The organism is Rhizobacter sp. J219, from assembly GCF_024700055.1.
Classification (GTDB): Bacteria; Pseudomonadota; Gammaproteobacteria; order Burkholderiales; family Burkholderiaceae_C; genus Rhizobacter.
The window spans coordinates 45,904-71,132 of record NZ_JAJOND010000001.1; the positions used below are offsets into that span (position 1 = coordinate 45,904).

Consider the following 25,229-nt stretch of genomic DNA (forward strand, 5'->3'; position numbering starts at 1 on the left):
CCCGCGTCAGCCGACGACGCTGCGGCAGATCGCCAGCAGCGGCACCATCGCGATCCACGCCGCATTGAAGGCCGCCGCGAGCAGCATCAGCCCGCAGTGGCCCGCCACCAGCGCGCCGCACGCCACCGTGCCCTTCACGAGGCGGCTCATGTGGCGCTGCAGCCGCAGGCGCTGCCCGCCTTGTCGGCCGTCTCGTAGCGGTCGTGGTGGCGCACCCATTCCATCGTGTAGGGCAGGGTGTCTTCGTCGCGGCCCCGGGGCGTGATGTCGAGGAAGTCGTAGGCGCCCATCATCAGCTCCACCCCACGCCCATAGGTCGAGTAGGTGTGGAAGACCTGGCCGGCGTCGTCGCGCACGAAGGCGCTGATGCCCGGCGCTTCTTCCAGCGGGAAGTCCATCATCCCGTAGTTGTAGTAGACCTCTCCGCGTGCGCGCTCCTCGGCTGAGAAGCTCACGTGGAAGTCGCTGTTGAAGTCGGTTCCGAACGACGACACCCACTGGAACTGCCACCCCATGCGCTGGCGAAAGCGCTCGATCTCGGCCAGCGGTGCACGCGAGATGGCCACGAAGCTCACGTCGCGCTGCGCAAGGTGGGGCAGGGCGCCGTCGACATGGTCGGCCATGAACGAGCAGCTCTTGCAGCCCTGCTCCCAGCCGGGGGCGAACATGAAGTGCTGCACGACGAGCTGGCGCCGGCCGCCGAAAAGGTCGGCGAGCGTGCGCTTGCCGCCCGGCGCGTCGAACACATAGGGCTTGTCGACCAGCACCCAGGAGAGCTGCCGGCGCTCGCGTGCCAGGTCGTCGCGCAGTCGGCTCATCTCCTTTTCTCGCGACAACAAGGCCTTGCGCTCGGCGACCCAGCGGTCGCGGGTGACAACGGGGCGGGGCGGCGTAGTGGTGATGCTCATGGGTGGTTTCCTTTCAGGCAAAGCGCGGCCCGACACCCTCGCAGGGCGCGCAGGTTGGGGATCCGGAAGAAGGGGTGCGCGGCGCTTGCCGCGGCGTCAGGCGGTGGTGCTCGCCTTGGGTCGCTTGACTGCGCGCAGCTTGCCGCTGCCGCCGCCGCCGCAGTAGAAGAGCCCGGCGCCGTCGGACTCGAGCCCGCTCACGCCCACGCCGGGCGGCATCTGCAGGCGCTCCTGGACCGCGCCGCTGTGCGGGTCGATGCGGCGCAGCTCGCTCTCGTCGCCTTCCCAGGTGCCGTGCCACAGCTCACCGTCGACCCAGGTCACGCCGGTCACGAAACGGTTCGACTCGATGGTGCGAATCACACGGCCGGTCTCGGGGTCGATCTGGTGGATCTTGCGGTCGCGGTACTGGCCGACCCAGAGGCTGCCTTCGGCCCAGGCCAGGCCCGAGTCGCCGCCCTGGCCGGGGGCCGGGATCGAGGCCAGCACGTGGCCGGTGGTCGGGTCGATCTTGTCGATGCGCGATTCGGCGATCTGGTAGAGGTGCCGGCCATCGAAGGCGGTGCCGGCGTCGCTCGGGGCATCGAGCGAGCGCTTGACGGTGCCGCTCGCGGGCTCGATGGCGAGGATCCGTGTGCCGACCGCGGCCCACACATGTTCGCCATCGTGGGTGACGCCGTGTACGGCGGTGGCGCCGTCGAAGGGGCCGTACTCGCGCACGATCTCGGCGGGGCGGGCGGGGGCGGTGTTCATCGTCGGGCTCCTCGGTGTGCTGTTCGATGAAGCAAATCTACGTGAGCGGAAGCGTTGAGGGGAGTAACAAGGTCGTCGTGAATCCGGCGATGGGCGCGGCGAGCCAGCGCTGCGCGCGGGCGCGGCCGATCGCGCGCACGCGGCCCGCGGCCGCCAGCTCCGTGAGCGCGCGTTGCACGGTGCGCTGGCTGGTGTCGAGCGCCAGTGCCAGGGCCGACGTGGACCAGGCGGCGCCATCGGCCAGCAGCGCCTGCAGCGACGCCTGCTCGCCCTCGATCGGTGGCACCAGCACCACGACCGGCCGCTCGCCGAGCGGCCGGAGCGCGAAGCCGCTGGCGGTGGCCTCGATGCGCGCGAGTGGCGCGGCGAGCTTGCGCAGGCGGCCGATCTCCACGCGCAGGCGCGCGCGGTGGGTCTCGTCGGGGTGGCGGGTGCGGAAGGCCCGCGCGATCAGCGCGTCGCGCGGCACGTCGCGCGGCCACGCTTCAGCCAGCGCACACGCGAGCGCAAACAGCACCGGCCGGCGAGCCAGTGGCAGCCCCGTCTCGCCGGCGCGCAGGCCGTGACGGCAGGCGTCGAGCACCAGCGCGCCGGAATCGAAGAGCGCCTCCACCTCGTCGAGGCGCAGGGGCTGGTCGCCGTCGGGTCCGCGGCGGCGGGCCGCCGGTTGGTCGAGCGCGGCGCGGGCCTCGGCGATCTCGCCGACCAGGGCGGGCACATCGGCTCGCTCGGCGGCGGCACGCGCACGCTCGAGCGCGGCCTGCGCGTCGCGGGTGTGCAGCCAACGCAGCGCGATCTCGGCCGACACCAGCTCGGCCACCGCCCTCAGCGCCGGTGGCAGCGCGCGGCCCTCGAGCGCCTGCAGCGCGTCGGCGGTGTCGGCAAGGCGGCCGAGCAGCAGATGCCGGCGGGCATCGATCAGGCGCGCGTGCAGCGCGTTGGCCTGGTCGCCGTGCGCTTCGAGGCTGGCGACCGCTGCCTGCAGCGTGCGCGGGGCCGTGCCCAGCTCGCGCATCGCGAGGGCCACCTCGGCCTCGGCGACGACGCAGCGTGCCCGCGCCAACTCCTCGTGCCGGCCGAAGGCCCGCGCCGCACGTCGCAGCAGCTCGCGAGAGCGCGGCAGCTCGCCGAGCTGCGCCATCGCGATGCCGCGCAGCGCCAGTGCCGGCGGGTCGTCGCGCAGGCTGATGCGCTTGAGCGCGCTGAGTGCGTCGCCCGCGGCGAGGGCCCGGGCCGAGGCGGCGATGAGGGAGTCCATGCGCGCGAGGTTAGCGCGGGTGCCTTGCCGGACAATCCAGCGCCATGAGTTCGCCATCCATCCCTGACAACGACCTCGACGCCGATCCGAAGCCCGAGCCCCCGGTGCCGCCCGACTTCGACCAATGCTGCGGCAACGGCTGCGAGCCGTGCATCTTCGACCTGCACGACATGGCGATGGACCAGTACCGCCAGGCCTTGCGGGCCTGGATGGCGAGACACCCGCAGGAGGCGGGGCCGACATGAAGACCCTGTACGAAGCATCCAACGCTGCCGAGGCGCACATGCTGGCCGACCTGCTCAAGCAGCAGGGCATCGCGGCCGAGATCCACGGCGAGCACCTGCAAGGCGCGGTGGGTGGCCTGCCGGCCCTCGGGCTCGTGCGGCTGGTGGTCGACGAGCAGGACTTTCCCCGCGCCCGCGCGGCCATCGACCAGTGGGAAAGCGCCGAGGCGGCGCACACGCCGGCCGCGGCAGGGCCCGCCCCGCGCTACCGCGGCCTCAAGGGCTTCGTGCTGGGCCTCGCGCTCGGCGTGGGGGGCATGTACGGTGCCTACCGCGCGCCGGCCGGCGTCGACGGCACCGACTACAACCGTGACGGCCTGCTCGACGAGAAGTGGACGTATGCGCTGAGCGGGCGGCCGTCGATGCTGGAGATCGACCGCAACCTCGACCGCAAGCCCGACCACATCGCCCACTACGACCTGCGCGGGCAACTCCAGTCCTCCGAATCGGACGACAACTTCGACGGCGTCTTCGAGACCCGCAGCCGCTACCGCGATGGCAACATCGTCATCAGCGAGGCCGACACCGATGGCGACCGCTACCCCGACCTGCGCAGCCACTTCAAGGACGGCGTGCTCGAGAGCGTGGAGTACCTCAAGCCGAGCACGGGCCGGCCGTTGCGCGTCGAGCATTTCAAACTGGGCAAGCTGACTTTCGCCCTGGTCGACACCGACGAAGACGGCCGCCTCGACGCCCGGCTGATCTACTCGCCGCTCGGCGACGTGGTCGAACGTCAAGCGGCAGAATGACCGCATGGACCGTTTCGTCATCCAGCTGTCGGACTCGATGTCGTCGGCGCGCACCCTCGAAGACCTGACCCGCCCGCTGCTTGAAATGCTCGAGGCCGTGACGGGTCTGGAGTCGACCTATCTCACGCGTGTCGACGAGGCGCAGGGGGTGCAGCATGTGCTCTACGTGCGCAACTCCCGAGGCCTCACCATTCCCGAAGGCCTGTCGGTGCCCTGGGGCGACACGCTGTGCAAGCGTGCGCTCGACGAGGGCCGCCCCTACACCTGCGACGTGCCGGCGCTGTGGGGCGACTCCGACGCGGCCAAGGCGCTTGGCATCCACACCTACGTGAGTTCACCGGTGCGCATGGAAGATGGCGCCCTCTACGGCACCTTGTGCGCTGCAAGCCAGGAGGCGCGCCCCTTGCCCGACAACGCCGAGAAGGTGCTACAGCTCTTCGCAAGGCTCATCGCGCAGCAGGTGGAACGCGAGGAGCTGCTGCAGCGCCTGGCCAAGGCCAACGCCGAGCTGGCGGAGCACGCGTCGAAAGACTTCCTCACCGGCCTGCCCAACCGACGCCTGCTGCTCGACGAGATGGAGCGCCTGTGGGCACGCTGCATGCGCGACCGGCGCTTTGCGGTGCTGTGCTTCATCGATCTCGACGGCTTCAAGGCCGTCAACGACGCGCACGGCCACCGTGTGGGCGACGAACTCCTGGTGCAGGTGGCGGCACGCCTGCAGCGCACCATGCGTGCCACCGACATGCTGGCCCGGCTGGGCGGCGACGAGTTCGTGATCGTCGGCCCGGGGCCGGGCCTCGGCGTGGATGGGCCCGCCAGCGTGGCTGTGCTCGAAGGTCGTTTTGCCGAAGCCACGCGCGGGAGTTATCCGCTCGCCGGCGTGCTGCTCGACTACGAAGGGGCCATTGTGGGCGGCCTGGCCATCGACCCGAATGCCACCACCGCAGCCGAGGCGCTTGCGCAGGCCGATGCCCGCATGTACGAGGTGAAGCGACAGCGACGCGACGGCGGTCCCGTCAAAACGTGATCTTGATCGACTCGGCGCTGCGTGTCTTCGCCGGCCCGTGGTACACCGCCTCGACGTTGTTCCCGTCGGGGTCGATCACGAAGGCGGCGTAGTAGCCGGGGTGGTAGGGGCGCTCGCCCGGGCCGCCGTTGTCCTGGCCGCCGTGGGCGAGCGCGGCCTTGTGAAAAGCCTCCACCGCGGCCCGGTCCTTGGCCTGGAAGGCGAAGTGGTGGCGGCCGGTGAGGGCTCCCTGGGCCGCCTGGCTGCTGGCCGTCGAGACGAAGAGTTCGTCGGCCCAGAAGTAACCGTCGCCGCTGCCGCCGATCGGAATGCCCAACGTTTCGAGCACGGCGGTGTAGAAGCGCTGGCTGGCCGGCAGGTCGCGCACGACGAGTTGCAGGTGGTCGATCAGGCGGCCGCGATGCAGTTCCTGGGTGTCCATGTCGTTGGCTCCTTGAGGGTGTGTGCATGGCTGCGCCAGCAGACGGCGTGCCTGGCCCCAGTGGCTGCGGCAGCGGGGGCGGCGGTCGTGCCGGAGGTTGGCGCCGGGGCGCCTGACGCCGCGCTCAGGCCGCCCGGCACAGCGCCGCCACCACGTCCGACTGGGTGATGATGCCGACCAGGCGTTTGTCGTCGTCGATGATCGGGATGTGGTGGTGGCCGGTGTCGGCAAAGAGCGGCACCAGCTCGCTCAACGGCCGGTCGGCGCTCGCCACGCGCACCTGGCGCACCATGATCTGGCCCACCGTCTCGGGCTTGTTCGCATAGGGTGTGGGCGAGGGCGTGAGAAAGCTCCGCAGCCGCTCCACCCAGCCGTGGTGGAAGTCGAGGTCGGCATGGCGCATGAAGTCGGCCAGTGTCACCACGCCCACCACGCGCCTGACCTTGTCGACCACCGGCAGCGCCTTGATGCGGCGCTCTCGCAGCAGCGTCCACGCGTGTTGCAGCGAGTCGCCGAACTCCACCGTCACGAGATCGGTCGACATCACGTCGCGGCAGCGCAGCTCGCCGAGGCGGCGCCGGTAGGCTTCGAGCTCGGTCTGTGCGAGCAGGGCTTGCAGGTCGTCGCGGCTCACGTCGAGCACCTGGTTGTAGCGGCGCAGCACGGCGTCGAGGTCGGCTTCGCTGAACACCGGCTTGGGTGCGCTCGGGGCTGGCGTGGCCAGGCCCTGGCCGTGCGGGTAGCGCTTGCCGGTCGCGTTGTTGTAGACGATGCCGGCAACGGCCAGGGCCAGCGAATGGGTGAAGACGGGCATGAGCGCGAAGACCGGGTCGTGCACGTTCGACAGCACCACCAGCAGCGCACTTGCGCCGCCCGGCGGGTGCAGGCAGCGGGTGGCGAACATCGCCACGATGGCGAGCGCCACCGCCAGCGCAGCGGTGCTGGGTGAGCTGCCGAGCACCGCGGTGACGGCAATGCCGACCAGCGCAGAAACCGAGTTGCCCCCGACGACCGACCACGGCTGTGCGAGCGGGCTGGCCGGCAGTCCGAACACCAGCACCGCGCTGGCCCCGAGCGGTGCGATCAACCACGGCAGGCCGGCCGCCTGGCCGATGCCCTGCGTGAACGCCAGGCACAGCAGCGCGGTGACGAGCAGGCCGATGCCGGCACCGGTGGCCACGCGCCAGCGCTCGCGCGCATCGACCGGCAGGGCGGCGGGCTTCAGGTCCGCGAGGCGCTGTGCGATACGCGCACGAAGTGGCGGGGAGCTGAGGTCGGTGCTGGACATGGGCTCTGCGTGAGGCGGTGTGCGCCAGTCGAAGAAGGCACGGATTGTGGCCGGGGCGTCATGGGCGCGTGCAGGGGGCGGTGCTAAGCTGGATCGCGTCTGTTTCCACTCTCACGCGAGACCCACCATGCCCGGACTGCTGCCCCACGTCGACCCTGATGGCCTGCTCGAGTTTTCGGTCGTCTACACCGACCGCGCGCTCAACCACATGTCGAAGAAATTCCAGGGCGTGATGCGCGACATCTCGGCCACGCTGAAGGAGGCCTACAACGCGAAGTCGGCGATCGTGGTGCCGGGCAGCGGCACCTTCGGCATGGAAGCGGTCGCGCGCCAGTTCGCCACCGGGCAGAAGGTGCTGGTCATCCGCAACGGCTGGTTCAGCTTCCGCTGGACGCAGATCTTCGAGATGGGGAACATCCCCGCGTCGTCGACGGTGCTCAAGGCCAAGCGCATCGGTGCTGCGCCCGACGCGGCGTTCGCGCCGGCGACCGTTGACGAGGTGGTGGCCGCCATCGAGCGCGAGAAGCCGGCGGCCGTGTTCGCCGCGCATGTGGAGACCGCCAGCGGCATGCTGCTGCCCGACGACTACCTGCGCGCCGTGGGCCGCGCGGTGAAGGCGGCGGGAGGGCTTTTCGTGCTCGACTGCATCGCCTCGGGTGCGATGTGGGTCGACATGGTGGCCAACGAGGTCGACGTGCTGATCAGCGCGCCGCAGAAGGGCTGGAGCGGCTCGCCCGGCTGCGCTTTCGTGATGCTCGGCGAGCGGGCGCGTGCGCGCATCGACCAGACCACGAGCACGAGCTTCGCCTGCGACCTCAAGAAGTGGCTCACCATCATGGAGAGCTACGAAGGCGGGGCCTACAGCTACCACACGACCATGCCCACCGATGCGCTCACCCGGGTGCGAGACGTGATGCTGGAAACCAAGGCCTTCGGCTTCGAGAAGGCCCGCGCGGCGCAGCAGGAGTTGGGCAGCAAGGTCCGCGCACTGCTCGCGAAGAACGGCTTCAAGAGCGTGGCGGCGCCGGGCTACGAAGCACCGGGCGTGGTGGTGAGCTACACGACCGACCCCGAGATCCAGTCGTCGAAGAAATTCCTCGCGGCTGGCCTGCAGACGGCTGCGGGCGTGCCGCTGCAGTGCGACGAGGGTGGCGATTTCAAGACCTGGCGCATCGGTCTCTTCGGGCTCGACAAGCTGTCCAACGTCGACCGCACCGTCAGCCAGCTCGACGCGGCGCTCAAGCAGATCCGCTGACCGTCCCCAGGGCCTCGGCGAGATAGGGTGCGGTGCGGCTGCCGGCCGCCCGTGCCACCTCGGTGGGCCGGCCGCAGGCGATCTGCCGGCCGCCGTCGTGCCCGGCACCGGGGCCCATGTCGATCACCCAGTCGCTCGCGGCGGCCACGCGCATGTCGTGCTCGACGACGACGACGGTGTTGCCGGCATCCGCCAGGCCGTGGAGCTGGGTCATCAGCTTGTCGACGTCGGCCGCGTGCAGGCCGGTGGTGGGCTCGTCCAGCACGTAGAGCGTGTCGCCGCGCTGGGTGCGCTGCAGTTCGGTCGCGAGCTTGATGCGCTGCGCTTCACCGCCGGAAAGCTCGGTGGCCGGCTGGCCCAGGCGCAGGTAGCCGAGGCCGATGTCCTGCAGCAGCTGCAGGGGCCGCTGCAACGCGGCCTCGTCGGCAAAGAACTCCAGCGCCTGGCCGACCGTCATCGCCAGCACCTCGGCAATGTTCTTGCCGTGGAATTGCACCTTGAGCGTCTGCTCGTTGTAGCGCGCGCCGTGGCAGGTGGGGCAGGGCGCGTACACGCTGGGCATGAAGAGCAGTTCCACGCTGACGAAGCCCTCGCCTTCGCAGGTCGCACAGCGGCCCTTGGGCACGTTGAACGAGAAGCGGCCGGCGTCGAACCGCCGCGAGCGTGCACCAGGGGTGGCGGCGAAGAGCTTGCGCACATGGTCGAAGAGGCCGGTATAGGTGGCCAGGTTGGACCGCGGCGTGCGGCCGATCGGCTTCTGGTCGACGCGCACCAGCCGGCGGATGGCCTCCATGCCCGCGGTGATGCGGCCGTGCGCCAGTTCGGCGATCTCACGGGCGGCATCGTCACCCTCCTCGTCGGCGGGGGGTGGCTCATGGCCAAGCTGCGCCGACGCGAGCTGCACCAGCGCCTGGCTCACCAGGCTCGACTTGCCCGAGCCCGACACGCCGGTGACGCAGGTGAAGGCGCCGATCGGAAAACGCGCCGCCACGCCACGCAGGTTGTGGCAGGTGACGGCTTCGAGTTCGAGCCAGCGCGTGACCGGACGCTGCGCCGTCTGCAAGGGCCGCTCGCCGAAGAGGTGCCTCGCGGTGTGCGAGCCGGCCACGCCCTGCAGGCCTGCGGGCGGCCCGCTGTAGAGCACGCGGCCGCCGAGCTCGCCGGCGTCGGGCCCCACGTCGACGATCCAGTCTGCACGGCGCATCAGCGACAGGTCGTGCTCGACGATGAAGAGCGAGTTACCGCCGTCCTTCAGGCGGCCCAGCGCACGCAGCAGCGCCTCGCCGTCGGCGGGGTGCAGGCCGGCCGAGGGCTCGTCGAGCACGTAGACGACGCCGAAGAGGTTGGAACGGATTTGCGCCGCAAGCCGCACCCGCTGCAGCTCGCCGGGCGAGAGCGTGGGCGTGTTGCGCTCCAGAGCGAGGTAGCCCAGGCCCAGGTCGCACAGGGTGCTGACACGTTCAAGCACGTCGTGCGCGATGCGCTGGGCGGCGATGCGCTTTTCTTCCGACAGGTGCGGCGTGAGGCGCACGTTGGGCGCGGCCGCGTGTGCCGACCCGCCGGCGGCGACGCGGCGCTGGGTCTGGTCGCGCACGGCCGAGCGGCTGAGCGCCGAAGGCGCATCGCCCGCGGTGTCGAAGCGGCCGGCGGCGGCTGGTGCCAGCACCTCCGCCACCCGGGTGAGCGGCACCTGCGAGAGCTCCCCGATGTCGAGCCCGGCGAAGGTGACGGACAGCGCCTCGCGCTTGAGCCGCTTGCCCTGGCACTGCGCACACACGCTGCCCACCATGTAGCGCGAGACGCGCTTCTTCATCAGCGCGCTCTGCGTGGTGGCGAAGGTCTGCAGCACGTACTTGCGGGCGCCGATGAAGGTGCCCTGGTAGCTGGGCTCCATCTTGCGGCGCAGGGCGGCGCGCGTCTCGGCGGGCGTGAAGCCGGCGTAGACCGGCACGGTCGGCTGCTCGTCGGTGAAGAGGATCCACTGGCGGTCCTTCTTCGGCAGGTCGCGCCACGGGGTGTCGACGTCGTAGCCCAGCGTGACGAGGATGTCGCGCAGGTTCTGCCCGTGCCAGGCGGGTGGCCAGGCGGCAATGGCGCGCTCGCGGATGGTCAGCGAGTCGTCGGGCACCATCGACTTCTCGGTCACCTCGTACACGTGGCCCAGGCCGTGGCATGCCGGGCAGGCGCCCTGCGGCGTGTTGGGCGAGAAGTCTTCGGCGTACAGCATGGCCTGGCCGCGGGGGTAGGTGCCGGCGCGCGAATAGAGCATGCGCAGCAGGCTGCCGATGGAGGTCACGCTTGCAATCGACGAGCGCATGCTGGGCGTGCCGCGCTGCTGCTGCAGCGCGACGGCCGGCGGCAGCCCGTCGATCGAGTCGACGTCGGGCACGCCCACCTGGTCGATCAGCCGGCGCGCGTAAGGCGCGACCGATTCGAAGTAGCGCCGCTGCGCCTCGGCGTAGAGCGTGCCGAAGGCCAGCGACGACTTGCCCGAGCCCGAGACCCCGCTGAAGACCACCAGCGCATCACGCGGCACGTCGAGGTCGACGTTCTTCAGGTTGTGCTCGCGGGCGCCGCGCACACGCACGCAGTGCTGGGGATCGTTGTTCGGCATGGCCGAGGATAGGGCAATCGACATGCCCCTGCCGGGGGCGTCCGACGCCTCCGCCCCTCGCATACGATTGCGCGCATGCGCTCCGCCCTCACCCCACCCGCGCCGCGCGACAGCGCCGAAGCCGAGCTCCACCCCTTCGGGCGGCCCGCCGGTGGCGTGCGGCAGCGGCTCTACCGCGTCATCTTCGAGTCCGACACGCGCGCCGGCAAGCTCTTCGACGAGGTGCTGATCGGGCTCATCCTCGCGAGCGTGGCGGTGGTGGTGCTCGACAGCATCGCCTCCATCCACGCGAAGTACGGCGGCCTCTTCACCGTGCTGGAGTGGAGCTTCACGCTCATCTTCACGCTGGAATACGTCGCGCGGCTGATTTGCGTGCAGCGCCCGCTTCGCTACGCGCGCAGCGTCTTCGGCGTGATCGACCTGGTGGCGGTGCTGCCCACCTACCTGGCCATCCTGGTGCCGGGGTTGCACGCGCTGATCGACGTGCGGGTGCTGCGGCTCCTGCGCATCTTCCGCATCTTCAAGCTCAGCGCCTACATCGCCGAATACGGCGCGCTCGGGCGGGCGCTCTACGAGTCGCGCCGCAAGATCCTCGTCTTCCTGTCGTTCGTGCTGCTGGTGGTGCTCATCATGGGCACGCTGATGTACGTGGTGGAAGGGCCGCAGCACGGCTTCCACAACATCCCGACCGGCGTGTACTGGGCGATCACCACGATGACCACCGTGGGCTTCGGCGACATCACGCCCAAGACCGACCTCGGGCGTTTCATCGCCTCGCTGATGATGCTGCTCGGCTGGGGCACGCTGGCGGTGCCCACCGGCATTGTGAGCGCGGAATTCACCGCGCAGAAGCTGCGGCCGCGCACGCGCCACTGCGTGGCCTGCGGCAGCGACGGGCATTCGATGTCGGATCGCTTCTGCCGCGATTGCGGGGCGGCGCTGCCGCCAGTGGCGCCGCTGCCTGCGGCGCGGTGAGCCGGGTCAGGGCTGGAACATCAGGTCGAGCACCCGCTGGGCGCGCCGGGTGTTGACGCGGCGGGTGCCGATGAGGTTGGCGATCAGCTCGTTGGCCCCCGGAGCCTCGCTGTAGGCCAGGCAGGTCTCGCCGTGGCGACGCTGTGCGAGCCGGCCCTTGACGAGCGTGCGCACGGTGTCGTGCCGGTGGTCGGCGGCGATGGCGACCATGGTTTCGGCGAGCGTCGCCGCCGGCCCCTCGATCACCTGGGCGAAATGGCCGCCGGTGTAGAGCAGCGAGCCCGTCACCTGCCGGCGTGCGTTCAGCGCGCGGGCGCTCATGAGGATGTCTTGCACCTGCTCGCGCGAGGCGAGCGAGCGGCTCACGTAGAAGATCTGGTACAGGTCGGGGCGGTTCACGGGCTGAAGCGTATCGGTGGACGACCGTGCGGCATGCCGGGAAGACCGGTGCCAAAACTGCCTTTATCGCTGCGTCTTAACGTTCGCCTAACCCCGGCCTAAGCCAGTCTTCATCCAGCCTTTCTATGGTTTGCGACATGCGGGGAGGGCCCCGCGTGGTTCATTCCTCCAAGACGAAAGGCTCGCGATGAAACTCAATCCTCTGAACGCCACTCTCGTGGCTGCTGGCGTGCTGGCGATGGGCACGGCGGGCGCGTTCAGCCTCAAGCCGTGGTTCCAGGACAAGCCCGACGCCAGCACTTCTTCCGCACCGGCTGTGGTGGCCGCCGCCATGCCGTCGACCACGGCCCCGGGCGCCGCCGTGAGCCCGGCCACGGTGGCCGCGGGCGCGATGGCGCCGGTGGCGCCGATCCCGGCGCAGGGTGTGGTGCCCAACTACCGCGCGATCTTTGCGCAGGCCGGGCCTGCGGTGGTGGGTGTCACGGTGTCGGGCACGCACAAGGCCTCGGCCGAAGAGCAGCAGCTGCAAGGCGGCGGCCTGCCGCCGGGCTTCGAGAACGATCCCTTCTTCAAGTTCTTCCGCGGCCTGCCCGGCATGCAGCCGCGCGGGCGCGGCGGTGTGCCCGAGCAGCCCTTCCGCGGCCAGGGCTCGGGCTTCATCATCAGCGCCGACGGTCTGATCCTCACCAACGCGCACGTGGTGCGCGACGCGAAGGACGTGACGGTGAAGCTCAGCGACCGCCGCGAATTCACCGCCAAGGTGCTGGGCAGCGACCCGACCACCGACGTGGCCGTGCTGCGCATCAACGCGAAAGACCTGCCGACCGTGCGCCTGGGCAACCCCAAGCAGCTGGAGGTGGGCGACCCGGTGATGGCGATCGGCTCGCCCTTCGGCTTCGAGCAGACCGCCACGCAAGGCATCGTGAGCGCCAAGGGCCGCTCGCTGCCCGGCGACTCGGTGGTGCCCTTCATCCAGACCGATGCGGCGGTGAACCCCGGCAACTCGGGCGGCCCGCTCTTCGACGGCAGCGGCTCGGTGGTGGGCATCAACGCGCAGATCTACTCGCAGTCGGGCGGCTACCAGGGGCTGTCGTTCGCGATCCCGATCGACGTGGCGCTGAAGGTGAAAGACCAGATCGTCGCGACGGGCAAGGCGCAGCACGGCCGGCTGGGTGTGAGCGTGCAGGACGTGAACCAGTCGCTGGCCGAATCCTTCGGCATGAAGCGGCCCGACGGTGCGCTCGTGGCCGCGGTGGCGCGCAACAGCGCCGCCGCCAAGGCCGGCCTGAAGCCAGGTGACGTGATCACCGAAGTGAATGGCGAACCGGTGGTGCGCTCAGGATCGCTCAGCAGCCTGATCGGCATGGCGAGCCCCGGCGAGAAGGTCAAGCTCAAGGTCTGGCGCGACCGCAGCGCGATTGACATCGAAGCCACGCTCGGCAGCGCCGAAGAGGCGCGCCAGCAGGCGGCGGCTGACGCTCCGGGCGAAAGCGCCGGCCAGCTGGGCCTGGCCCTGCGCCCGCTCTCGCGCGACGAGCGCCGCCAGCTCGAGAGCGATGGTGCGCTGCTGATCGAGAACGTGACGGGAGCGGCCGCGCGGGCCGGCATCGAGCGCGGCGATGTGCTGATTGCCATCAACGGCAAGCCGGTGGTCTCGGTCGACCAGATCAAGAGCGTGATGGCCACCAAGCCCAAGAGCGTGGCGCTGCTGGTCGAGCGTGACGGAGAACGGATCTTCGTGCCGGTGAACCTCGGCTGATGCGGCCGTAGGACTTGGCCGCGACCTGCGCCGGCGGTGAAACAGCGGGGCGGAATTGAGCGACAAAGGCGTACCTTCTTAACCACCCTTGAGAGGACGCCATGAAGAATTCGATCCCGCACCTGCTGATTCCCGCCGCCATCGCGGCGCTTGTCCTGGCCGCCAACCCGGTCCGCGCGCAAGACAACGGCGCCTCGCCGCCCCCGGGATCTTCAGCCCGCTCGGTGCTGCCGGGTGAGGCAGTGCCGCTGCCGGAAGTGCAGACCTCGGGCGATGTGAGCTACGTGTCCGGCGGCATACCTTACGAGCAGCTGCCCGCATTCCACGCGGCACGCAGCCAGTTCCCGCTCAACATCGAGGTGTACGAGCGCGACGGCAACCGCAACGCCTTCACCGCCGAGGCCGATGTGCGCGTGATCAACGCGAAGACCGGCGACGTGGTGCTGGAGACCAAGACCGAAGGCCCCTACCTGTGGGCCAAGGTGCCGCCTGGGCAATACAAGGTCGAAACCACGCTCAACGGCAAGGTGAAGGAGTCGCGCGTATCGGTGAGCAGCTCGCGCACAGCTCGCACCATCATCGTGTTCCCGGACGGGACGACCGACTAATCGGTCGCGGTGCAGCTCAGCCTTCGTCGGTCATGAGCGCGGTGTAGCGCCGCTGCATCTCGTCGGGCTCCACCTTCTCGATCGAGTGTCCGATGAGCCAGGTGTGGCCGAAAGGGTCGCGCAGCTTGCACGATCGCTCGCCATAGAACTGGTTGGTGGGTGGGCTGACCATCAGGGCGCCGCATGCGACGGCCTGCTCGCCCATCGCGTCGCAGTCGTCGACGTGCAGGTGGATCACCATGCCCGACAGGCCCTGCGGCGGCGGTGCCGTGATCCCGTATTCGGGGTACTCCTCTGACACCATGAGGATCGCATTCGGGCCCATTTGCAGCTCGGCATGACCCACCCGCCCGGAAGGCTCCGTGAGCCGGTACAGCTCCTGCGCGCCGAAGGTCTTCGTGTAGAAATCGATGGCCTCTTGCGCTTTGGGCACGCAAAGGTAGGCATACAGCTCGTGGATGCTGTTCTTCATGGGCGTCTCCTGAGGGTGATGGCCCATGCTAGGCGCGGTAGCCGCTGCCTGTCTTGGAAGTTTTTTCACCGCGCGCGCGGTACGGCCATGTGGGTGGGCTGGTCGGGCCGCAAGGGCGCATAGGCGGTCGGGGTCATGCCGGTGATCCGCTTGAACTCATGGATCAGGTGCGGTTGGTCGGCGTAGCCGGCATCGAGGGCCGTGAGTGCCCAGTCGTGCGGCGCGGCAAGGGCGATTCGCGAGAGCAGGGCATGGAAGCGCAGCACCCGGGCGTAGCGTTTGGGCGTGAGGCCCACCTGCTGCTCGAAGCGGGCAATGAATCGCGTGGGGCCGAGGCCGCTGGCATGCCGCAGGCGCTCGACCTGCACGCCGGCGGGGTCTTGCAGCATCGTGTCGACGGCCCGGGCGACGAGAGGGTCGTCGGGGCGGGGCCCAGAAAGCCGAGCCATCAGGTAGGCCTCGAGCCGCAGCAGCCGGGCATGCAAGCCGGGCGTGTCCTGCAGCTCGGTTTGCAGCGCGCGGGCGTTTGGGCCCCACAGCACATCGAGCGGCACCGTCTGGTTGCGCAGGGCCGGCAGCGCGCCGCCGAAGAAGGCCGCGGCACCGCCCGGCTTGAAATGCACGCCGACCACGCACGATGCGTCGGACGTGTCGCGCTGGCAGGCACGGTCGTGTGCGCCGTGCACCACGCCCCCTTCGAAGTGTTCGCCCGCCGAGTCGTGGCTGCCGGCGAAGCGGTGGATGCGCTGGCCGTCAAGCAGCGGAATGACGATGTCGACGCGCCCGGTGGGCAGGTTGTATTCGCGTGGGTGGGGCTGGGCGCCACGCTCGCTCGCCCAGAGCATCTCGACGTGCGGCACCAGCGGGGCGATGGGGCGGCGCGTCAGCATCATGGCCTGTCTATCTGCCGAGGACCCTACTTGCTGCGCGCCGGTGCGCGCACCACCGTCACGCTGCACTCGGCCTGCGCGGTGACCTCGGTCGACACGCTGCCCAGGTAACGCCGCAGGCCACCGCTGCTGCGGGCGCCCATCACGATGTGGTCGACCTGGTTCTTGCGGGCGTAGTCGACGATGGCGCTGGCCGGATCAGGGGCCTCGAGCACATGGAAGGTGACGCGGCTGGCCTGCACTTCGGCGGGCAGCTTCATCGCCTGTGCGATCGGGCGCGCCCAGTGCTTGAGCTGCACGAGCAGGTTGACGTGCTTGCTGCTGCCGTCGGCTTCGAGCAGCTCGTCCATGCCGATGCGGGCGGTCTTCATCACGGCCAGGCAGGCGAGGCGGGCATTGGGCTCGGTCTGCAGGAGGCGCAGGGCGGTCAGGCGCAGCGTCTCCAGCAGCTCCGGCTCGGCGCTGCCGACATCGACCGCGGCCAGCACGATGGGGCTGCGCGCGAGCTGGTTGGTGGCGGTGGCGCGCGCGTTGGGCTCGGCGCCGAGCGCGGTAAACCAGCGCGACATGCGCTTCATCGTGCCGCTGCGTTCGCGACGCTTCGCACGATCGGTGAGCGGCACCTGGTCGGGATTCTGCAACTGGAAGGCCAGCTGGGCGCCGGTCTGCTGGCGCTGCTCGGGCTTGGGCTCCAGCGCCTGCAGGATGATTTCCTGCAGCCAGGGCGGGCAGTCCTTGCGAAGGGTGATCGGCGGCACGGGGTCCTGGTAGAGCCGCTCGCGCAGGCCGCGCACCGAGTCGGGTGCACCGAACGGCCGCTCGCCGGTTGTGAGGTGGTAGAGGATCACGCCGAGCGCAAAGAGGTCGCTGCGCGGATCGTTGCGCACGAACTGCACCTGCTCGGGCGAGATGTAGGGGCCGGTGCCCATCGGCAGCTCGAACTCCTCGTCGAGCAGGTCGGGCAACTGGTCGTGGCGCGACAGCCCGAAGTCGATGAGCACCGCCTCGCCGGTGATGCGGAACATGATGTTGCTCGGCTTCACATCGAGGTGCACCAGGTGCTGGCGGTGCAGGTCGTGCAGGGCGGTGGCCACCTTGATGCCGATGTCGACGATCTTCGGGATGGGCAGCGGCGCCTCGTCGAGCAGCGGGCGCAGCGAATCGCCGGGGATGCGCTCCATCACGATGTAGGGCTGCGAGGTGAAGTCACCCTTGGCCACGAAGCGCGGCACGTGCGGGCCGCTGAGCTTGGGCAGGATCATCTGCTCGACCTCGAAGCCGACGATGCTCGCCGGGTCTTCGCCGCCAAGGATGCGCGGCACCTTCATGATGAGGTCCATCGGGTCGTCGCTGTTGACGTCGACCACTTTCCACAGGTGGGCCATGCCGCCCTGGTGCAGGTGGCGTTCGAGCTTGAAGTGGTCGATCAGCTCGCCGGCCTGCAGCGGGCGCAGCGGATGGGTGGCCGGCAGCGCCGTCGCGCCGAAGCCGCTGGGTGGGGCGCCGAGTTCAGCCGCCATCTTCGAGACGCTTCGCAAGACGCTGCGGCAGGCCGGCGGCCCGCACCTTCGCCGCGGCGGTGTCGTAGTCGTAGGGCACGCGGAAATACGTCAGCTCGGCGCTGTCGCTGTCGTAGACGGCGTAGCAGGCGGCGGGGTTGTTGTCGCGCGGCTGGCCGGCCGAGCCGGGGATGGCCAGCCACTGGCGCTGCTGTGAAAGGGGAATGGGGACGCCGGGCACCGGCTGGAATTCGCCGATCTTGCCGGTGGACGCCAGGTGGTAAAGCCGAGGCTCGTGCACATGGCCGCAAAAGGTGATGCGGCAGGCCGTGGCGTGCATGCTGCGCACCGCGTCGACGCGCGCGTGGATGTAGCCCCACTCGCCCGGCGCGTAGGCATTGGCGTGTACGTAGAGGCGGCCGTCGTCGATGGCGGTCAGCGGCAGGGTGGCGAGGAAGTCGATCTGCTCGGCATCGAGCTGCTCGCGCGTCCAGGCGACGGTGAAGCGGGCGTCTTCGATCATCGTGGGCTGCGGGCCGGCCACGGTGGCGGCGTCGTGGTTGCCGCGGATCGCGATGGCGCCCTGGGCCACGTGCTCGCGGATCCGGTCGACCACCCAGGCCGGGTCGGCGCCGTAGCCGACGAAGTCGCCGAGGAAGACGTACTTGCTCGCCTGCTGGGCCTCGGCGTGTTTCAGCACCTCCAACACCGCCTCTCGGTTGGCGTGGAGGTCGGTGATGAGGGCGATCTTCATGAGGGTGCGGTCAAGGCCTAGCCAATGCGCCCGATGAGCAGGAATTCCATCAAGGCCTTCTGGACATGCATCCGATTCTCTGCCTCGTCCCAGACCACGCTTTGCGGGCCGTCAATCACCTCGGCCTCGACCTCCTCGCCGCGGTGCGCCGGCAGGCAGTGCATGAAGACGGCATCGGGCTGGGCCACAGCCATCATCTCGCGGTCGACGCACCAGTCGGCGAAGGCCTTCTGTCGGGCTTCGTTCTCGGCCTCGTAGCCCATGCTCGTCCAGACGTCGGTGGTCACGAGGTGGGCGCCGCGGCAGGCGTCGAGCGGGTTCTTGAAGGTCTTGAGGCACTGCGTGTTGGACACGCCGGCCACCTTCGGGTCGATCTCGTAGCCGCTGGGCGTGCTCACGTGCAGCGTGAAGCCGAGGATGTCGGCCGCCTGCAGCCAGGTGTTGGCCATGTTGTTGCCGTCGCCCACCCAGGCGACCGTCTTGCCCTGGATCGACCCGCGGTGCTCGATGAAGGTGTAGACGTCGGCCAGGATCTGGCACGGGTGGTACTCGTTGGTGAGGCCGTTGATCACCGGCACGCGCGAGCTGGCCGCGAAGCGCTCGATCTTGGCCTGCTCGTAGGTGCGGATCATCACCAGGTCGACCATGCGGCTGATGACCTTGGCCGAGTCTTCCACCGGCTCGGCGCGGCCGAGCTGGCTGTCGCCGGTGGTGAGGTGCACCACCGAGCCGCCCATCTGGTACATGCCGGCCTCGAAGCTCACGCGGGTGCGGGTGCTGGCCTTCTCGAAGATCATGGCCAGCGTGCGGTCGGTCAGCGGCGTGTACTTCTCGTAGTTCTTGAAGCGCTTCTTGATGATCGTCGTGCGATCGAACAGGTAGGCGTATTCCTCGGCGCGGAGGTCCTTGAACTGCAGGTAGTGCTTGATAAAGCTCATGCCGGGTTTCATGGCGTGGACTTGGCGAGGAAGCTCTTGATGAGCGGGCAGAGGATGGCGAGGAGCTGCTGCACTTCGTCCTCGTTGATGATGAGCGCGGGCAGCAGGCGCACCACCTTGTCGGCGGTGACGCTGATCATGAGGCCCGCTTCGGCCGCCTGGCCGAGCAGCTCGCCGCAGGGGCGGTCGAGTCTCGACGCCGATCATCAGGCCCTGGCCGCGGATGTCGACCACGCCCTTCTCAGCGCCCAGTTCGCGCTTGAGACCCTCGGTGAGCAGTGCGCCCATCTTGGCGGCGTTCTCCAGCAGCTTGTCTTCTTCCATGATGCGCAGCGTCTCGACGCCGGCGCGCATGGCGAGTGGGTTGCCGCCGAAGGTGGTGCCGTGGTTGCCGGGGCCGAACACGTTGGCCGCACGCGGGCCGCAGACGAAGGCGCCGATGGGCACGCCAGAGCCCAGGCCCTTGGCCAGCGGCATCACGTCGGGCTTGATGCCGGCCCACTGGTGGGCGAACCACTTGCCGGTGCGGCCCATGCCGCACTGCACTTCGTCGAGCATCAGCAGCCAGCCCTTCTCGTCGCAGATGCGGCGGGCCTGGCGCAGGTACTCCGCATGTGTCGGGTTGATGCCACCTTCGCCCTGAATAACTTCGAGAAAGATGGCGACGACATTGGGGTTGCTGGCGGCGACCTTCTCGATGGCGGCGACGTCGTTGAGCGGCACACGCACGAAACCTTCGACCAGCGGGCCGAAGCCGGCCTGCACCTTGGGGTTGCCGGTGGCCGAGAGGGTGGCGATCGAGCGGCCATGGAAGGCCTTCTCGTAGACGATGATCTCGGGCTTCTCGATGCCCTTGTCATGGCCGAACTTGCGGGCGACCTTGATCGCACCTTCGTTGGCTTCGAGGCCCGAGTTGCAGAAGAAGACGTTGGTCAGGCCCGAGATCTCGACCAGCTTGGCGGCGAGCTGTTCCTGAAGCGGCACCTGGTAGTAGTTGGAGCTGTGCATCAGCTTGCCGACCTGGTCTTGGAGCGCGGGCACGAGCTTGGGGTGCGCATGGCCAAGCGTGTTGACGGCGATGCCCGACAGCCCGTCGAGGTACTTCTTGCCGTTCGTGTCCCACAGCCAGCAGCCTCGGCCGTAGGCCAGCGCCATCGGCAGGCGGCCATAGGTTGGCATCACGTGCGGCATGGGGGAGGCAGACAGCTTGTCGGGGGCGTTCATGGGACGAGGCTCCAGGAGAGACAAGGCCCGCAGGAGATGCGGGCCTGGGGCGTTTGATTCTAAAGGGGGTGTTTGACCCTGCGCCCACCGTGAGGCGGGCGCTGTCTTTGAGATTTGCAAAGGGGTCGTTCGGCGATTTCGAACGACCGGCCGGCTCACATCTCGTCGATCGCGGTCGATGACGACGGGGCTTCCGAGCTGCCTTCGAGCGAGAAGCGCTCGCGGGTGTTGATATAGAAGCTGGCGCCAAAGCGCGCCACCGGAAAGTAGTCCTGCAGCCGCACGCGCCAGCGCTCGGTGTCGATCAGCCCGTCGCGCGCGTGCAGCCAGCGCACCTGGCCGATGAAGATCTGGCGGCTCTCGGTCGACAGCGTCTCCCACAGCGTGCATTCAAAGGCGACCGGTGCTTCGACGATGCGCGACGGCACGACCGCCTTGCTCGGCGCCGCGTGCAGGCCGACGTGGGCCAGTTCGCTCACGTCGGGCGGCAGGCGCTCGCCGCAGCGGTGCATCTTCTCGGCCATGGCCTCGTCGCAGATGTGCACGACGAACTCTCCGGTGCGCACGATGTTGGCGGCGGTGTCTTTCAGCGCGCCGTCTTTCAGGCGGTTGATGCTGATCATCACGATGGGCGGCTCTTCGCCGAGCATGTTGAACATGCTGAAGGGGGCCGCGTTGACGACGCCGGACTCGCTCAAGGTGGTCACGAGCGCGATCGGCCGCGGCACGATCAGGCTGGCCATCAGCTTGTAGCGCTGGTACTCGGTGAGGGTGGCGAAGTCGATGTCCATGCGGTGGATTCAGCCGAGCCCGAGCATGTGGGCCAGTGTCTTGACGGGAGGATTGCGGTCGAGGCTGATGTGGCGTTCGAGCGTGCGCAGGTGGTCGTCCATCGCGGCGACGGCACGCTTGGTGTCGCCTTGCTCGATGAAGTCGACGATCTGCGCGTGCTCTTCGTGCTCGCAGGTGGCGTTGCCCGGTGCCTCGTAGAGGGCGACGATCAGCGAGCAGCGCGAGATCAGCTCGGCGAGGTAGCGTTCGAGGATGGGGTTGCGTGCGAGAGCGGCCACCCGCAGGTGGAAGCTGCTCGCCAGTCGCGCCCAGGCGGGTTGGTCGAAGCGGTGCATCGCTTCGTGCTCCTCGTCGAGCTGGCGGCGAAGTGCGGTGAGGTCGGCCTTGGTGGCGTGGCGCACGGCCAGTTCCATCAGCGCGGCTTCGAGCGCGCGGCGGGCATCGAAGATCTGGCGGGTTTCTTCCGGCGAGGGGGCGGCCACGATCGCGCCGCGGTTGGGCCGCAGCTCCACGATGTGGTCGTGCGCCAGCGTCTGCAGCACCTTGCGCACCAGCGAGCGGCTCACGCCGAAAAGCTCGCACAGCGCCGCTTCGGGCAGCTTGGTGCCGGGCATCAGGCGGTGGGCCATCACACCTTCGAACACGGCCTGGTAGATGCGTTGCTCGACGTCGGAAGCGGCGGTGGGCGCCGGCACCGGGATGGCGACCGGCGGCGCGGCGGGGCGGCCCTTGCGGGCGGGGGGGCTTCGAGGAGTACTTCGACGAGGTCTTGCGGGTGGTGGTGGCCATGTCGTGTGCCTCAATCGCCAAGCGCATCCACCGCATCGCAGATCGCGCCGGGCGTGGTGAACCAGATCTCGTCGCGATGCTCGCACAGGTGCTGCAGCGCGCGCCGCAGGTGCCGCAGTCGGTAGGGCTGGCCGACGATGTAGGGGTGCAGCGCAATGCCCATCACCAAGGGCTGGCGGCGCGACTGCGCAAGCATCTCGTCGAAGTTGTCGACGATCATCTGCGCGAAGTCCTTCGCGTCCATCTGGCGGGCCACAATCATCGGGATGTCGTTCAGCTCCTGCGGGTAGGGTAGGGACCAGAGCGTGCCGCCGTCGCGCGTGCGCAGGCGCACCGGCTGGTCGTCGTGGCACCAGTTGAGCGTGTAGCGGTAGCCTGTCTCGGCCAGCAGGTCGGGTGTGACGCGGCTCTCCGAGATCCACGGCGAGAGCCAGCCGCGTGGCGCCTTGCCGCTCTCGCGCTCGATGCGCTCGCGGCAGTGCGCGAGCAGCGCGCGCTCGTCGTGCTCGGGCATCTCGCCCTGGCGCTCGGCATTGGTGTGGCCGTGGCCGATGAGTTCGTCGCCACGCTGCACGAACGCCTGGACGAGTTCGGGGCAATGGTCGTAGAGCGAGGTGTTGAGCAGCACGCCGGCCGGCAGGCGCAACTCGTCGAAGAGCCCAGGCAACGCCACGCGCCCACACGGTTGCCGTATTCGCGCCAGGCGAAGTTCAGCACGTCGGGCTCGGGCGAGGCCGGGGCGAGGCGCGCGCCCAGGCCTTCGCCGAACGAGAAGTGCTCCAGGTTGAGCCCGAGGTACACGGCCAGGCGCTTGCCGCCCGGCCAGTCGTGGTCGGGCCGGCGGGTGATCGCGCTGTAGTCGAAACGGTCGTGGTGGTGCAGCGGGCCGAAGCGGGTCATCGGTGGAGGTTGGTGCGAGCGCACCGTTGGGTGGCGTGGGTGCGGGTCAGGTTGGTGCCGCAATTCACCCGTTGAATTGTCGACAACAGCGCCAGTCGAATGTCCGCAAGATGCGAGCCACGTGGTCGCGCAGGGCACGGCACGGGCGATGCGCGACGATCCTGCGCTGCAGAGTGCGCATCTCAGGGTGGGGCTGGCGTGCTGCGTCGCAGCACACGCAGGCACAATAGCGGCTTCTTCGCAGGCTGCATCCGGGCACAACCCACAACGCGGCCACGTGCAGCCGCATGACCACCGCCAAACCCCGAGAAGTTTTCATCCAGGGCCTGACCAAGGACGGCAGGACCTTCCGCCCAAGCGATTGGGCCGAGCGTCTGGCGGGGGCGATGTCGTGCTTCCGCCCCGGTGGCACCGCCGCGGGTGGCCCGGGGGCGTTCATCGGCTACTCGCCCTATTGCGTGCCGCGCGTCATCAACGGCGTGAAGTGCGTGATCGTCAACGAGGCCCTGCGCGAGATCGAGCCCATGGCCTGGGATTTCGTCATGAACTTCGCGCGCGACAACGAGTTGCAGGTGGCCGAGGCCTGCCTGCTGCCGGAGCCTCCCAAGAAAGCCGGCTGACGGCCCCCCACGAAGACGCGCCCGAGAGACGGGCCTGAAAATGAAAAACCCGCCGAGAGGCGGGTTTTGTCTTCGCGAACCGGGAAATCTGGTTCAGGCAGCGGTGGCGAGGGCCTTGACCTTGGCCGACAGGCGGCTCTTGTGGCGGGCGGCCTTGTTCTTGTGGAAGAGGCCCTTGTCGGCCACGGAATCGATCACGCTCTGGGCGGCCTTGAAGATCTCGGTGGCTTTCGCCTTGTCGCCAGCGGCAACAGCCTTCTGGACGTTCTTGATGACGGTGCGGAACTTCGAACGCAGCGCGGTGTTGGCGGCGTTGAGCTTCACGTCTTGACGCGCACGCTTGCGGCCAGAGGCAATGCGGACGGTCTTTTTGGCTTTGGAGGAGGTGGCCATTGAGCTTGTACCCGGTTTTAGCGAAGTCCGCGAGTATAGCAGCGCCATGTGAGCTACCGCAAACCGATGCCAGGGGTGGGCCATAATCCCCGCCGCCCATGAACCTGCTGCGCGCCGCGTCCACCGTCTCCCTGCTGACCCTGGCCTCGCGCATCACCGGCCTGGCCCGCGACACCCTGATCGCCGCCGCCTTCGGTGCCAGCGCCTGGGCCGATGCGTTCAACGTCGCCTTCCGCATCCCCAACCTGCTGCGGCGCCTCTTCGCCGAAGGGGCCTTTTCGCAGGCCTTCGTGCCGCTGCTGGGCGAGACCCGCGGCCGCGAGGGCGACGACGCCACCCGCCGCCTGATCGACGCCGTGGCAACCATGCTCTTCTGGACGCTCCTCGTCACAGTCGCCCTCGGCATCTTGGCCTCGCCGATCGTGGTGTGGCTGATGGCCTCGGCGCTGCAGGAGTTCGACGGCGCGGTCGTCATGACCCGCATCATGTTTCCCTACATCGGCTTCATGTCGCTGGTGGCGCTGGCGGCGGGGGTGCTCAACACCTGGAAGCGCTTCGCGGTGCCGGCGGCCACGCCGGTGCTGCTCAACGTGGCCATGATCCTCGCAGCCTGGCTGCTGGTGCCGCAATTCCGCCGCTGGGGCATCGAGCCGGCCTACGCGCTGGCGGTCGGCGTGATGGTGGGGGGTGTGCTGCAGCTCGGCATCCAGGTGCCGGCGCTGATGCGCATCGGCTGCCTGCCGCGCATCGGCCTCACGCCAGCGCGCATTGCCGCGGCGTGGCACCACCCCGGCGTGCACCGCACGCTGCAGCTGATGCTGCCGGCGGTGCTGGGGGTCTCGGTCGCGCAGCTGTCGATGATCATCAACACGCAGATCGCTTCGCACGTGTCGGTGGGGGCGGTGTCGTGGCTCTTCTACGCCGACCGGCTGATGGAGTTCCCGACCGGGCTCCTGGGTGTGGCGCTCGGGGTGGTGCTGATCCCGCAGTTGTCGCAGGCGCACGGCAAGGGCGATGCCGCGAGCTATTCCGCCATGCTCGACTGGGGTCTGCGCCTGGTGCTGTTGCTGACCCTGCCTTGTGCGGCCGCCCTGTTGGTGTTTGGCACGCCGCTGATCGCCGTGCTCTTCCACCGCGGGCAGTTCACCGCGGACGATGTGCAGATGACCGTGCTCGCGTTGCGCGGCTATGGCGTGGGCCTGATCGGGATCGTGGCGGTCAAGGTGCTGGCGCCGGGGTTCTATGCGAGCCTCAATGTGCGCACGCCGGTCAAGATTGCCGTGGGCGTGTTGGTGCTGACGCAGGTCCTCAACGCGATCCTCGTGCCCCACCTGGGCCATGCGGCGCTCGCACTCTCGATCAGCCTGGGCGCGACGGTCAACGCGCTTTTGCTCTTCTTCGGTCTGCGCCGCCGCGGCAGCTACGTGCCGAGCCCGGGCTGGGCGGCGTTTGCGGCGCGCGTGATGCTGGCCACCGCGGTCATGAGTGGCGCTCTCTGGTATGCCGCCGCCCAGTTCGACTGGGTGGCGCTCGGCCGGCACGAATGGCAGCGTGTGGGGTGGCTTGCCGCCTGCATGACCGGCGCCGTGCTGCTGTACTTCGGCACGCTGCTGGCCACCGGGCTCAAGTTCAAGCAGTTCATGCGGCGCGGATAATCTCG

At 69.1% G+C, this 25,229-nt stretch carries 25 protein-coding genes and 2 pseudogenes; 9 read left to right on the forward strand and 18 right to left on the reverse strand.

Annotated elements, in window-relative coordinates; all coding sequences use genetic code 11:
- Positions 1–6 precede the first annotated feature (6 nt).
- The 4 genes from LRS03_RS00175 to LRS03_RS00190 form a co-directional block, all read right to left on the reverse strand.
- Positions 7–150, reverse strand: a complete 144-nt coding sequence (locus LRS03_RS00175; RefSeq protein ID WP_257823305.1) for a hypothetical protein — start codon at positions 148–150, stop codon at positions 7–9.
- Entirely contained in the window at positions 147–908 is a 762-nt protein-coding gene (locus tag LRS03_RS00180; RefSeq protein WP_257823306.1) for a DUF899 domain-containing protein, read from the reverse strand. The genes LRS03_RS00175 and LRS03_RS00180 overlap by 4 nt, the downstream gene beginning before the upstream one ends.
- Positions 909–1,004: 96 nt before the next feature.
- Positions 1,005–1,661 carry a Vgb family protein gene (locus LRS03_RS00185; RefSeq protein WP_257823307.1) on the reverse strand — a complete coding sequence of 219 codons (657 nt, stop codon included), beginning with the start codon at positions 1,659–1,661 and terminating at the stop codon, positions 1,005–1,007.
- 37 nt (positions 1,662–1,698) lie between these two features.
- Positions 1,699–2,919: a helix-turn-helix domain-containing protein gene (locus LRS03_RS00190; protein ID WP_257823308.1), complete on the reverse strand. Its 1,221-nt coding sequence runs from the start codon at positions 2,917–2,919 to the stop codon at positions 1,699–1,701.
- 44 nt (positions 2,920–2,963) lie between these two features.
- Here LRS03_RS00190 and LRS03_RS00195 point away from each other — a divergent pair, with 44 nt between their 5' ends.
- From LRS03_RS00195 to LRS03_RS00205, 3 genes are read left to right on the forward strand one after another with little or no spacing between them, the layout of a single operon-like run.
- On the forward strand, positions 2,964–3,164 hold the full coding sequence (locus LRS03_RS00195; protein ID WP_257823309.1) for an oxidoreductase-like domain-containing protein: 201 nt from the start codon (positions 2,964–2,966) through the stop codon (positions 3,162–3,164).
- Positions 3,161–3,952 carry a putative signal transducing protein gene (locus LRS03_RS00200; protein WP_257823310.1) on the forward strand — a complete coding sequence of 264 codons (792 nt, stop codon included), beginning with the start codon at positions 3,161–3,163 and terminating at the stop codon, positions 3,950–3,952. Before LRS03_RS00195 ends, LRS03_RS00200 begins: the two co-directional genes overlap by 4 nt.
- A gap of 4 nt (positions 3,953–3,956) precedes the next feature.
- Entirely contained in the window at positions 3,957–4,979 is a 1,023-nt protein-coding gene (locus tag LRS03_RS00205) for a sensor domain-containing diguanylate cyclase (protein ID WP_257823311.1), read from the forward strand.
- Here the strand turns inward: LRS03_RS00205 and LRS03_RS00210 are convergent.
- A complete protein-coding gene (locus LRS03_RS00210; RefSeq protein WP_257823312.1) occupies positions 4,969–5,400 on the reverse strand; it encodes a VOC family protein in 432 nt (143 codons plus the stop codon). The two genes, LRS03_RS00205 and LRS03_RS00210, sit on opposite strands and share 11 nt — an antisense overlap.
- A 124-nt stretch (positions 5,401–5,524) precedes the next feature.
- The gene (locus tag LRS03_RS00215; RefSeq protein ID WP_257823313.1) at positions 5,525–6,688 is read right to left on the reverse strand and encodes an HPP family protein; all 1,164 of its coding nucleotides are present in this window, start codon (positions 6,686–6,688) and stop codon (positions 5,525–5,527) included.
- Between the two features lie 127 nt (positions 6,689–6,815).
- Between LRS03_RS00215 and LRS03_RS00220 the strand changes: the two genes are divergently transcribed.
- Positions 6,816–7,943: an aminotransferase class V-fold PLP-dependent enzyme gene (locus tag LRS03_RS00220; protein WP_257823314.1), complete on the forward strand. Its 1,128-nt coding sequence runs from the start codon at positions 6,816–6,818 to the stop codon at positions 7,941–7,943.
- On the opposite strand, the gene LRS03_RS00225 is transcribed toward LRS03_RS00220, so the two are convergent.
- Positions 7,927–10,557, reverse strand: coding sequence for an excinuclease ABC subunit UvrA (locus LRS03_RS00225; protein WP_257823315.1), 2,631 nt, complete (start codon positions 10,555–10,557; stop codon positions 7,927–7,929). The two genes, LRS03_RS00220 and LRS03_RS00225, sit on opposite strands and share 17 nt — an antisense overlap.
- A 75-nt stretch (positions 10,558–10,632) precedes the next feature.
- On the opposite strand from LRS03_RS00225, the gene LRS03_RS00230 reads away from it, so the two are divergent.
- Positions 10,633–11,532: an ion transporter gene (locus LRS03_RS00230; RefSeq protein ID WP_257823316.1), complete on the forward strand. Its 900-nt coding sequence runs from the start codon at positions 10,633–10,635 to the stop codon at positions 11,530–11,532.
- 6 nt (positions 11,533–11,538) lie between these two features.
- Here the strand turns inward: LRS03_RS00230 and LRS03_RS00235 are convergent, their stop codons facing one another.
- Positions 11,539–11,931 carry a BLUF domain-containing protein gene (locus tag LRS03_RS00235; protein WP_257823317.1) on the reverse strand — a complete coding sequence of 131 codons (393 nt, stop codon included), beginning with the start codon at positions 11,929–11,931 and terminating at the stop codon, positions 11,539–11,541.
- Positions 11,932–12,118: 187 nt separating this feature from the next.
- Here LRS03_RS00235 and LRS03_RS00240 point away from each other — a divergent pair, with 187 nt between their 5' ends.
- Positions 12,119–13,690: a Do family serine endopeptidase gene (locus LRS03_RS00240; RefSeq protein WP_257823318.1), complete on the forward strand. Its 1,572-nt coding sequence runs from the start codon at positions 12,119–12,121 to the stop codon at positions 13,688–13,690.
- Between the two features lie 101 nt (positions 13,691–13,791).
- A complete protein-coding gene (locus LRS03_RS00245) occupies positions 13,792–14,298 on the forward strand; it encodes a hypothetical protein (RefSeq protein ID WP_257823319.1) in 507 nt (168 codons plus the stop codon).
- 16 nt (positions 14,299–14,314) lie between these two features.
- On the opposite strand, the gene LRS03_RS00250 is transcribed toward LRS03_RS00245, so the two are convergent.
- From LRS03_RS00250 to LRS03_RS00290, 9 genes and pseudogenes are all read right to left on the reverse strand, one after another.
- Positions 14,315–14,770 carry a VOC family protein gene (locus LRS03_RS00250; RefSeq protein ID WP_257823320.1) on the reverse strand — a complete coding sequence of 152 codons (456 nt, stop codon included), beginning with the start codon at positions 14,768–14,770 and terminating at the stop codon, positions 14,315–14,317.
- A 65-nt stretch (positions 14,771–14,835) separates the two neighbouring features.
- On the reverse strand, positions 14,836–15,663 hold the full coding sequence (locus LRS03_RS00255) for a helix-turn-helix domain-containing protein (protein WP_257823321.1): 828 nt from the start codon (positions 15,661–15,663) through the stop codon (positions 14,836–14,838).
- Positions 15,664–15,686: 23 nt separating this feature from the next.
- On the reverse strand, positions 15,687–17,180 hold the full coding sequence (locus LRS03_RS00260; protein ID WP_257823322.1) for a bifunctional serine/threonine-protein kinase/universal stress protein: 1,494 nt from the start codon (positions 17,178–17,180) through the stop codon (positions 15,687–15,689).
- Positions 17,170–17,913 carry a metallophosphoesterase family protein gene (locus LRS03_RS00265; RefSeq protein ID WP_257823323.1) on the reverse strand — a complete coding sequence of 248 codons (744 nt, stop codon included), beginning with the start codon at positions 17,911–17,913 and terminating at the stop codon, positions 17,170–17,172. The genes LRS03_RS00260 and LRS03_RS00265 overlap by 11 nt, the downstream gene beginning before the upstream one ends.
- A 17-nt stretch (positions 17,914–17,930) precedes the next feature.
- Entirely contained in the window at positions 17,931–18,863 is a 933-nt protein-coding gene (argF, locus tag LRS03_RS00270; protein ID WP_257823324.1) for an ornithine carbamoyltransferase, read from the reverse strand.
- Positions 18,860–20,075, reverse strand: a pseudogene (locus LRS03_RS00275) (aspartate aminotransferase family protein). The gene argF and the pseudogene LRS03_RS00275 overlap by 4 nt, the downstream one beginning before the upstream one ends.
- A gap of 155 nt (positions 20,076–20,230) precedes the next feature.
- Positions 20,231–20,866 (reverse strand): flavin reductase family protein, encoded by a 636-nt coding sequence (locus LRS03_RS00280; RefSeq protein WP_257823325.1) that lies wholly within the window; start codon positions 20,864–20,866, stop codon positions 20,231–20,233.
- Between the two features lie 9 nt (positions 20,867–20,875).
- Positions 20,876–21,670 carry a GntR family transcriptional regulator gene (locus tag LRS03_RS00285; RefSeq protein ID WP_374684967.1) on the reverse strand — a complete coding sequence of 265 codons (795 nt, stop codon included), beginning with the start codon at positions 21,668–21,670 and terminating at the stop codon, positions 20,876–20,878.
- Positions 21,667–22,556, reverse strand: a pseudogene (locus LRS03_RS00290) (polysaccharide deacetylase family protein). Before LRS03_RS00290 ends, LRS03_RS00285 begins: the two are co-directional and overlap by 4 nt.
- A gap of 287 nt (positions 22,557–22,843) precedes the next feature.
- Between LRS03_RS00290 and LRS03_RS00295 the strand changes: the two are divergent.
- The gene (locus LRS03_RS00295; protein ID WP_257823327.1) at positions 22,844–23,176 is read left to right on the forward strand and encodes a DUF3579 domain-containing protein; all 333 of its coding nucleotides are present in this window, start codon (positions 22,844–22,846) and stop codon (positions 23,174–23,176) included.
- 93 nt (positions 23,177–23,269) lie between these two features.
- Here the strand turns inward: LRS03_RS00295 and rpsT are convergent, their stop codons facing one another.
- Complete coding sequence (rpsT, locus tag LRS03_RS00300) at positions 23,270–23,569, reverse strand: 30S ribosomal protein S20 (RefSeq protein ID WP_201813457.1); 300 nt, start codon at positions 23,567–23,569, stop codon at positions 23,270–23,272.
- A gap of 98 nt (positions 23,570–23,667) precedes the next feature.
- Between rpsT and murJ the strand changes: the two genes are divergently transcribed.
- The gene (murJ, locus tag LRS03_RS00305; protein WP_257823328.1) at positions 23,668–25,224 is read left to right on the forward strand and encodes a murein biosynthesis integral membrane protein MurJ; all 1,557 of its coding nucleotides are present in this window, start codon (positions 23,668–23,670) and stop codon (positions 25,222–25,224) included.
- The last annotated feature ends 5 nt before the right edge of the window (positions 25,225–25,229 follow it).